The sequence below is a fragment of the Pseudomonas sp. GW704-F2 genome (assembly GCF_059423025.1).
Map to the genome: position 1 here is coordinate 39,963 of NZ_JBWKXO010000043.1, position 7,699 is coordinate 47,661.

Consider the following 7,699-nt stretch of genomic DNA (forward strand, 5'->3'; position numbering starts at 1 on the left):
TTTCAGGAGGCCGGTTTTTCGCCATACCAGCGCGGCGTGTACACCCACTCACCGCCGCCGGCGCGCGGGAACGCGCAGGTGGTGGACGAGCCGATCAGCACCATGGTCCGCATGTCCACCTGTTCCGGGGTCAGTTGCCCCAGCGTGGTCACGCGCAGGGTCTGGCCCGGCCGCCCGATATCGCGGCCCAGCACCACCGGCGTTGCGGCGTTGCGGTGTTGCGCGACAATCTCCAGGGCACGCCCCAGTTGCCACGGCCGCGCACGCGAGATCGGGTTGTAGAACGCCAGGGCCAGGTCGGCCTGGGACGCGAGGTCCAGGCGCTGCTCGATGATCGACCAGGGCTTGAGGTTGTCCGACAGCGACATCACGCAGAAGTCGTGCCCCAACGGCGCGCCGGCCTGGGCGGCGGTGGCCAGGGACGCGGAAACGCCCGGCAGGATTTCCAGCTCGACCTGGTGCCAGGCCGGGTCGTCGGACTCGTGCAGCGCCTCGATCACCGCCGCCGCCATGGCGAACACACCAGGGTCACCGGACGACACCACCACCACCGACCGGCCTTGAGCGGCCAGCGCGAAAGCGTGGCGGGCGCGCTGCATTTCTTCACGGTTGTCGGTGCAGTGCTGCACCTGATCGTCGCGGAACGGCCCGGCCATGCGGACGTAGGTTTCGTACCCCAGCACATCGGTACAGCGCGCCAGTTCGGCCTTCACCGCCGGCACCATCAGGTCGGCGGCGCCAGGGCCAAGGCCGATCACCGCAAGACGGCCACGCGGGCGACCGACCTGGGACACGTCCAAGGGCTGCTCGGCGACCGAAACAACGATGTCCGCCGCTTGCTCCACCTCGGCGAAACGCAGCGGCACGCCTAATTCCAACGCCGCTTCGTGCAACGACGGTTCGGCCATCTGGGTATCGCTGGCCAACAGGCAGGCCAGTGACTGCAGGGCAATCCCCGAGGCATGCAACGCGCCACGCACACGCTGCGCCAATTGCGCGCCGGGCTTGCAGGTGACGCACACGCTCTGTGGATAAATCAGCAACTCGTTGGCCGCCGGTACGCGCTCGGCGCTGCCTACGTGGATCGCCAGGCGCGCCTGTCGGTCCTGCGCCAGGTTGGCCTGGTCAAGCCACGGCGCCGCGCCTTCGATACGCACGCTTTCGCCGGCAAGCAGGTCGCTGACGAAGCGCTTGCCCAGCTCCAGGTCCGCCAGTTGATAACCGGCCGGCGGGTTGAGCAGGCACGTGCCGAAACGCAGCTCGCCACTGGTGGTGATCGCGGCGGCCACGCCCAACGCCGCGGCAATCTCCCGGGCCATGTCATTCACCCCGCCCAGGCCACCGAGCAACGGCACCACCGCACTGCCGTCTTCGGCCACGGCCAGTACGGCGGGCTCTTCGCCTTTTTCCAGCAGCAGCGGCGCCAGGGTGCGGATCACGATACCGGCGGCGCACAGCGCGATCAGCGGCGTGCCTTGCTGATAGAGCTGGCGCAGGGTCGCGCCGAATTCGCGGTAGCTCTGGTCCGCGCCGTCGACCCGGCCCTGCAGGCCGTGGATCACCGCGCCCGGATACACCTGCGCAATCCTGCGCGCCGTGGCCAGGCTGCCCTGCCCGAGGATGACAATCGCCGGGCGCATCAACCTTGCCACCGTTCACCGGGCACGATGATCAGCGAGAAATACGGCGAGGACATCGGCTCGACTTGATCCAGCGGGACGATTTTCTGGTTGGCCATGGTCGCGCGCTCCACATACAGCGCACGCTCGGCCAGGCCGAGTTCTTCGAGCACCTGGCGCACCTTGGGGAAGTTGCGCCCCAGCTTCATGATCACCGCCGCGTCGGCATCCGCCAGGCGACGCTTGAGGTCTTCATGGGGCAGCACCCCCGACAGCACCGACAGGCTCTGGTTGCGATACACCAGCGGCGCGCCGAGCACCGAGGCGCCACCGAGCATCGAACACACGCCGGGAATGACCTGCGCTTCGTAGCGCTCGGCCAGACGGTCATGCAGGTACATGTAGGAGCCGTAGAAGAACGGGTCGCCTTCACAGATCACCGCCACATCGCGGCCGGCGTCCAGGTGCGCGGCGACGTCCTGGCTGGCGCTGTCGTAGAAATCGCTGATCACCTGTTCATAGGACAGCGGCGCCGGCAACGCTTCGGTGGTCACCGGGTACACCAGCGGCATCAGGGTTTGCTGCGCCACCAGGTGGTCTTCGATGATGCCGAAGGCGTTGCCCTTTTTGCCCTTGGCCACGAAGTACGCCACCACAGGCGATTCGCGCAGCAGGCGCAGGGCCTTGAGGGTGATCAGTTCCGGGTCGCCGGGGCCGACGCCCAGGCCAATCAAACGTCCGCGTGCCGGCATTATTCGACCTCCGTGGCCAGGGCATTGACCGCCGCGGCCGCCATCGCGCTGCCGCCCAGGCGGCCCTGCATGATCACGAACGGCACGCCACGGCTGTCGGCGGCCAGCATCGCCTTGGATTCGGCGGCGCCGACGAAGCCCACCGGGAAGCCAAGGATCAACGCCGGTTTCGGCGCGCCGGCGTCGAGCATTTCCAGCAGGTAGAACAAGGCGGTCGGCGCATTGCCGATCACCACCACACTGCCGGCCAGGTGCGGGCGCCACAGTTCCAGGGCGGCGGCGGAGCGGGTGTTGCCCAGCTTCTGCGCCAACGCCGGCACGCGTTCGTCGCGCAGGGTACAGATCACTTCGTTGTTGGCCGGCAGCCGCGCACGGGTCACGCCTTCGGACACCATCCGCGCATCGCACAGAATCGGCGCACCGGCGGCCAGCGCCTCGCGCCCGGCCCTGCCTGCGCCTGCGGAGAACTGCAGGCCGTCGATCGCCTCGACCATGCCGCAGGCATGAATCACGCGCACCGCGAGTTTTTCCAGGTCGGCCGGGATGCGCTCCAACCTGGCTTCCGCGCGAATAATGGCAAAGGAGTTGCGATAGATCTCCTGACCGTCGCGGATGTAATCAATCATCGGTGTTGCTCCGTGGGTGAGCGCGCAGCAGGGCGCCCGCCGCTTCAATAGAAAGAGTGCGCGCGTGCAGCCGGCCGAAACCGGGCTGGGCTGCTTCGCGAAAATAGACGTCGTAATGGCCGGGGCTGACCGCCAGCAAGGTCACCGGCGCGATGTGCGCGGCGGCGCAGGAACGCGCGCAGCCAGACAGATGTACCGCGTGGCCGGGGCGCAGCGCGGCCAGTTGCATCGCGTCGGCCTTGGTATCGGCCAGGCCTTTGCCGCAGCCGCTGGAGCCGGTGCAGGCGATCAGCTGCGCCAGCGGCTGGTCGGCCGAGCAGAGGAAACCCAGTTGTTCCAGGCGCGCGGTGATCGCGGCGGCATCCTGGCATTTGGCGTTGGGCAGCAGCAGGCCTTGCCAGGGGGTAAAGCGCAGCGTGCCGTCGCCATACTCATCGGCGAGTTGCGCTGCGCCCTTGAGCATGGAGGCGTCGAGTCGACCCAGCGGCGTCACGGCGGTCACGTAGACCCGACCGTGCTGACGCTGTGGATAACTTCCCAGGTGCAGCCACGCCCCGCTGGCCGGGCGCTTGAAGCCATCGACCGGCAATAACGGCAGGTCCAGCCCGACCAGGAAGTTATCCACAGGCAGATGACGCATGCGTGTTTGCGCCGGCGTGGCCAGGTCCAGAAACCGTTCCAACACCGCCACCACCAAGGCATGCCCCTGCTCCAAGCGCACGGCCGCCAACGGCGCATCCAACCCCGGGCAGCCGGCCAGGCCGAACGCGAGCAGTGTTTCGCCGCCCTGCTCAAAGGCCGACAGCCACAGGTCATGGTGATGTTCGAGCATCGCCAGGGTTTCACCGCCATCCAGTTGCACCGCGAACTTGGCCGACAGCTCGTGGAAGCGCGTGTGGTTTTGCAGGGTGGCGAGGATCTGGTCGGCCAGCGGGCGCGTATCGAACAGCATCTGCGGGTCGATACCGGCGCTGGGGCTGAGCATCAGGTTGCGCACGTCGTCACCGGCGGCGGTGCTGGGGCCGAGGCCCGCGGCAAGGAGCATCGCGATCAAAGCCTGCTGCTCGGCACCGATCCCGCGGATCTGCAGGTTGGCGCGGTTGGTCGCCTCGATCACCCCGCCCGCATAGGCCTGGGCCGCGTCCGCCACGGCATGGGCTTGTGCGGCGCTGATCGCGCCGCCGGCCAGTTTGATCCGGCAAATGCCGCCGTCCAACGCCTGGACGATACGCAGCAACCCCGGGCAAGCCGAGGGGCGCAAGGTGTTCAGAGCAGGGATTGGGTTCACGGGGCTACCGGTTCGCGGGTCAAGGCGCGGTATTATGCCTGCTTTGTCCGACGGCATGAAAAGCCTGCCCGTCGGATGTCGTTCAAGGAATTCATATGTCGCCCTGGCTGACGGTAATAGGCATCGGTGAAGACGGCTTCAAAGGGCTCGGCAGAAACGCCCGGCACGCCGTGTTGCGTGCCGCGCGGATCATCGGTGGCCAGCGCCAATTGGACCTGTTGCCAGTGTGCGTGCGCGGCGAACGCCAGTTGTGGCCGAGCCCGTTTTCCCTGGCGCCGCTATTGGCGCGACGCGGTGAACCGGTGTGCGTGCTGGCCAGCGGCGACCCGATGTTCTACGGCGTCGGCGCCAGCCTGGCGCGGCAGGTGCCGGCTGAAGAGATGCTGATTTTGCCGGCGCCCTCCTCTGTGTCGCTGGCGGCGGCGCGTCTGGGCTGGGCGTTGCAGGACGTGATGACGTTATCGGTGGTGGCCCGCCCCTTGGCGGCGTTGAATGCACATCTGGCCAGCGGCGTGCGCTTGCTGGTGTTGAGCAATGACGGGCAGAGCCCTGCCGCGATTGCCGCGCTGTTGGCTGAATCCGGCTTTGGGCCGAGCCGCCTCAGCGTCTTTGAACACCTGGGCGGCGCGGCTGAGCGGCGTGTCGATGGCGTGGCCCACGCTTGGCCGCACGCCACGGTCGCCGATCTGAACCTGGTCGCCATCGACTGCCTGGCCGACGCCGATGCCCCGCGCCTGTCGCGCCTCGCCGGCCTGCCGGATGTGGCGTTCAAACACGACGGCCAACTGACCAAACGCGACGTGCGCGCCATGACCCTGGCCCGCCTGGCGCCACTGCCCGGCGAATTGCTCTGGGACGTGGGCGCGGGCAGCGGCTCCATCGGCATCGAGTGGATGCGCGCCCACCCGAGCTGCCGCGCCTTGGCGATTGAAGCCGATGCCGGCCGCCAAGGCCTGATCGAACATAACCGCGACGCCCTCGGCGTGCCCGGCCTGCAACTGGTGCGCGGCACCGCGCCTGCGGCCCTCGGCGGCCTGGAAACGCCCGACGCGATCTTCATCGGCGGCGGCGTCACCCGCGACGGCGTGCTCGAGACCTGCTGGCAGCACCTGCGCCCCGGTGGCCGCCTGGTCGCCAACGCCGTGACCCTGCAAAGCGAAATGACCCTGATGGCCTGGCGCGCCCAACACGGCGGCGAACTGACCCGCCTCCACGTGGCCCAGGCCCAGCCGCTCGGTGAATTCGACACCTGGCGCCAGGCGCTGCCGATCACCCTGCTGGACCTGATCAAGCCCCTATGAAACCGATCCTGCTACTGGGCGGCGTCACCGAAGCCCTCGCCATCGCCCGCACCCTGGGCCCCGAACATATCTACAGTCTGGCCGGTGTGGGCCGCGTGCCGACCGACCTCACCTGCCAGGTGCGTGTCGGTGGCTACGGCGGGGTTGAAGGGTTGGCGCAGTTCGTGCGCGACGAACACATCGGCCTGATCCTCGACGCCACCCACCCGTATGCGGCACAGATCAGCCACAACGCCGCCCAGGCAGCACGGTTGTGCGGTGTGCCATGTTGGGCCCTGCGCCGCCCGGCGTGGCGACCGCAAGCGGGGGATGACTGGCGCGAAGTCGCTGACTGGGCCGAGCTGATCGAGGCCCTGAAACCCTTCAAGCGCCCGCTGTTCACCTTGGGCCGCGAGCCGTTGCAGCATCTTGATGAGATCCCGCAGGAGCAATTCTGGACACTGCGCGCGTTGGAGGTGTATCCGGGCAATGAACGCTGCGAAGTCATCGGCGCGCGTGGGCCGTTTCTGATCGAAAACGAGCGCGCGTTGTTCGAACGACAAAAGATCGATGTGCTGATCAGCAAGAACAGTGGCAGCACCGCCACCGAACCGAAGCTGGAAGTGGCGCGCGAGCGAGGGGTGCCGGTGTTGGTGTTGAGGCGGCCGGTGTTGGCTCAAGTGGATCGGGAACTCTTGTCGCTGGAAGAAACACTCATCGCGTTGGCAAACTTCATTCGATAAGTCAGGATCGCTCGCCTGCTTGATTGGTAACCTATTTGTTACCTTCTGGATGAGCAATGATTGAGATTGAAGAATACCGAGGCGACAACCACGTCAGCCCAAAACGCGATCTCACCGCAGTAAAGTCGCTGATCGCAGAGTATCAGCGGCGCAAGGCATCGGAATCAAAGAGGTAACCCCGCATGGCGCTAACCCGCAGCTACAAACACACCATCGCCGAACGCGCTCAACGCGACCCTGAATTTGCCCAAGCACTCCTGGATGAGGCTGCTACGCTTTTTCTCAATGGCGAGCCGGAAATTTCACGCGTAATTCTGCGTGATTTGGTCAACGCCACAGTAGGATTTGAAGGGCTTGCGAAAGAGACCGCTAAACCTAGTAAAAGCCTGCACCGGATGTTGTCAGCCAGCGGAAACCCAAGCATGGATAACCTGGCAGCGATTTTTGCAGTGATTAGAAAAGCGTTAGGTGTCGATATGCAGGTCCACGGAGTTCCCACCGCATAATTTGCGACATCAAACCACACCACCAATGTCACACAGATGATGCTGTGCTGGCATGTCTGTGCATCAAACATGAAATGCTGGAAAACTAGCGTGGGGTATTCGGAGAGCCGATTGTGTCGACGCTGTCGACACAGTTGGCAGATCGTTCCTTTGGACGAACACAGGAACGATCACTCCTCAGGCTGTTAGCGCCTCGCGGCAGTCATCTGCCCGACACCATCCTGTACGCGATCAGCCAGTAACTGCGCCAGTCCTATCAACTGCGCAACGCCCAGCAATTCCTCTCGTTTCGGGGCATCCAGGTTAAACGCAAGGTCGCAACTCAGTGCATCGGCCGAGGCGAGTGTTTCGATGAGGTTGACCAACAGGTCTTCGGTGCTGATTCCATCGGCCACGGCGAATAGCCGGACGGGGGGATTTGGGGTGGGTTTAATCATTGTGAAGCTCCTCAGGAAAGTGGAGCTGCCACTGATCGCCGCGACGCGATGGGGTGGCAGCTGTGCGCAGGTTCGCGGACCGGTCCTAAGGCAACCCGGCATACCCGAAGGTATCCCGCGCACAGCCACCATAGCGCCGCACAGTAGACGATAAAAAGGCGTCAACTGAAAGCAGGTGATAGCGCTTTGCTCTTAGAAAATCCGGGCCGCGACGCCCGCCCGCTGCGTTTGCAACGGTGTACGGAGACTAGAGAGCGAGTTTCCTAGGGGCAACCTCAAACACTTGTCGGAAGTTTCTGTTTTTACAAAAACCTAGCCGAACGGTCAGTTGTTTGGTCCTTCATCATTCAGCAGCCTCTTCCTGGCGCCATTCCCGGCGCGATCCCCTCTGCACGACTCAACACCACGATGGTGTGTGAGGCCTCTGCACGCAAAAAAAGGAAGTGAC

8 protein-coding genes are annotated in these 7,699 nt (G+C 65.3%); 3 read left to right on the forward strand and 5 right to left on the reverse strand.

Annotated elements, in window-relative coordinates; translation table 11 throughout:
* Window positions 1–2: 2 nt before the first annotated feature.
* Genes cobJ through cobG form a run of 4 tightly spaced genes read right to left on the reverse strand, consistent with a single transcriptional unit; the run spans window position 3 to window position 4,342 of the window.
* Window positions 3–1,640 carry a precorrin-3B C(17)-methyltransferase gene (gene cobJ / locus AC07W0_RS26025; protein ID WP_102618967.1) on the reverse strand — a complete coding sequence of 546 codons (1,638 nt, stop codon included), beginning with the start codon at window positions 1,638–1,640 and terminating at the stop codon, window positions 3–5.
* Window positions 1,640–2,371, reverse strand: coding sequence for a precorrin-2 C(20)-methyltransferase (locus tag AC07W0_RS26030; protein ID WP_017849677.1), 732 nt, complete (start codon window positions 2,369–2,371; stop codon window positions 1,640–1,642). Before AC07W0_RS26030 ends, cobJ begins: the two co-directional genes overlap by 1 nt.
* Window positions 2,371–2,997 (reverse strand): precorrin-8X methylmutase, encoded by a 627-nt coding sequence (locus tag AC07W0_RS26035; protein ID WP_017849678.1) that lies wholly within the window; start codon window positions 2,995–2,997, stop codon window positions 2,371–2,373. The genes AC07W0_RS26030 and AC07W0_RS26035 overlap by 1 nt, the downstream gene beginning before the upstream one ends.
* Entirely contained in the window at window positions 2,990–4,342 is a 1,353-nt protein-coding gene (gene cobG / locus AC07W0_RS26040) for a precorrin-3B synthase (RefSeq protein WP_032805131.1), read from the reverse strand. The genes AC07W0_RS26035 and cobG overlap by 8 nt, the downstream gene beginning before the upstream one ends.
* Before the next feature lie 38 nt (window positions 4,343–4,380).
* On the opposite strand from cobG, the gene cbiE reads away from it, so the two are divergent.
* The 3 genes from cbiE to AC07W0_RS26055 all read left to right on the forward strand — a co-directional run bounded on the left by cbiE (window position 4,381) and on the right by AC07W0_RS26055 (window position 6,814).
* Window positions 4,381–5,586: a precorrin-6y C5,15-methyltransferase (decarboxylating) subunit CbiE gene (gene cbiE / locus AC07W0_RS26045; RefSeq protein ID WP_102618968.1), complete on the forward strand. Its 1,206-nt coding sequence runs from the start codon at window positions 4,381–4,383 to the stop codon at window positions 5,584–5,586.
* Window positions 5,583–6,308, forward strand: coding sequence for a cobalt-precorrin-6A reductase (locus AC07W0_RS26050; RefSeq protein ID WP_102618969.1), 726 nt, complete (start codon window positions 5,583–5,585; stop codon window positions 6,306–6,308). Before cbiE ends, AC07W0_RS26050 begins: the two co-directional genes overlap by 4 nt.
* Window positions 6,309–6,490: 182 nt before the next feature.
* The gene (locus tag AC07W0_RS26055) at window positions 6,491–6,814 is read left to right on the forward strand and encodes a helix-turn-helix domain-containing transcriptional regulator (protein WP_046485680.1); all 324 of its coding nucleotides are present in this window, start codon (window positions 6,491–6,493) and stop codon (window positions 6,812–6,814) included.
* 185 nt (window positions 6,815–6,999) lie between these two features.
* Here AC07W0_RS26055 and AC07W0_RS26060 read toward each other — a convergent pair whose 3' ends face one another.
* Window positions 7,000–7,251, reverse strand: coding sequence for a DUF6124 family protein (locus tag AC07W0_RS26060; RefSeq protein WP_102618970.1), 252 nt, complete (start codon window positions 7,249–7,251; stop codon window positions 7,000–7,002).
* Window positions 7,252–7,699 lie beyond the last annotated feature (448 nt).

Coding starts and splice junctions, on each gene's coding strand:
- AC07W0_RS26055 (WP_046485680.1), top strand. CDS start 6,491: ATGGCGCTAACCCGCAGCTACAAACACACCATCGCCGAACGCGCTCAA.
- cobJ (WP_102618967.1), bottom strand. CDS start 1,640: ATGCGCCCGGCGATTGTCATCCTCGGGCAGGGCAGCCTGGCCACGGCG.
- AC07W0_RS26030 (WP_017849677.1), bottom strand. CDS start 2,371: ATGCCGGCACGCGGACGTTTGATTGGCCTGGGCGTCGGCCCCGGCGAC.
- AC07W0_RS26035 (WP_017849678.1), bottom strand. CDS start 2,997: ATGATTGATTACATCCGCGACGGTCAGGAGATCTATCGCAACTCCTTT.
- AC07W0_RS26060 (WP_102618970.1), bottom strand. CDS start 7,251: ATGATTAAACCCACCCCAAATCCCCCCGTCCGGCTATTCGCCGTGGCC.
- AC07W0_RS26050 (WP_102618969.1), top strand. CDS start 5,583: ATGAAACCGATCCTGCTACTGGGCGGCGTCACCGAAGCCCTCGCCATC.
- cobG (WP_032805131.1), bottom strand. CDS start 4,342: ATGCCGTCGGACAAAGCAGGCATAATACCGCGCCTTGACCCGCGAACC.
- cbiE (WP_102618968.1), top strand. CDS start 4,381: ATGTCGCCCTGGCTGACGGTAATAGGCATCGGTGAAGACGGCTTCAAA.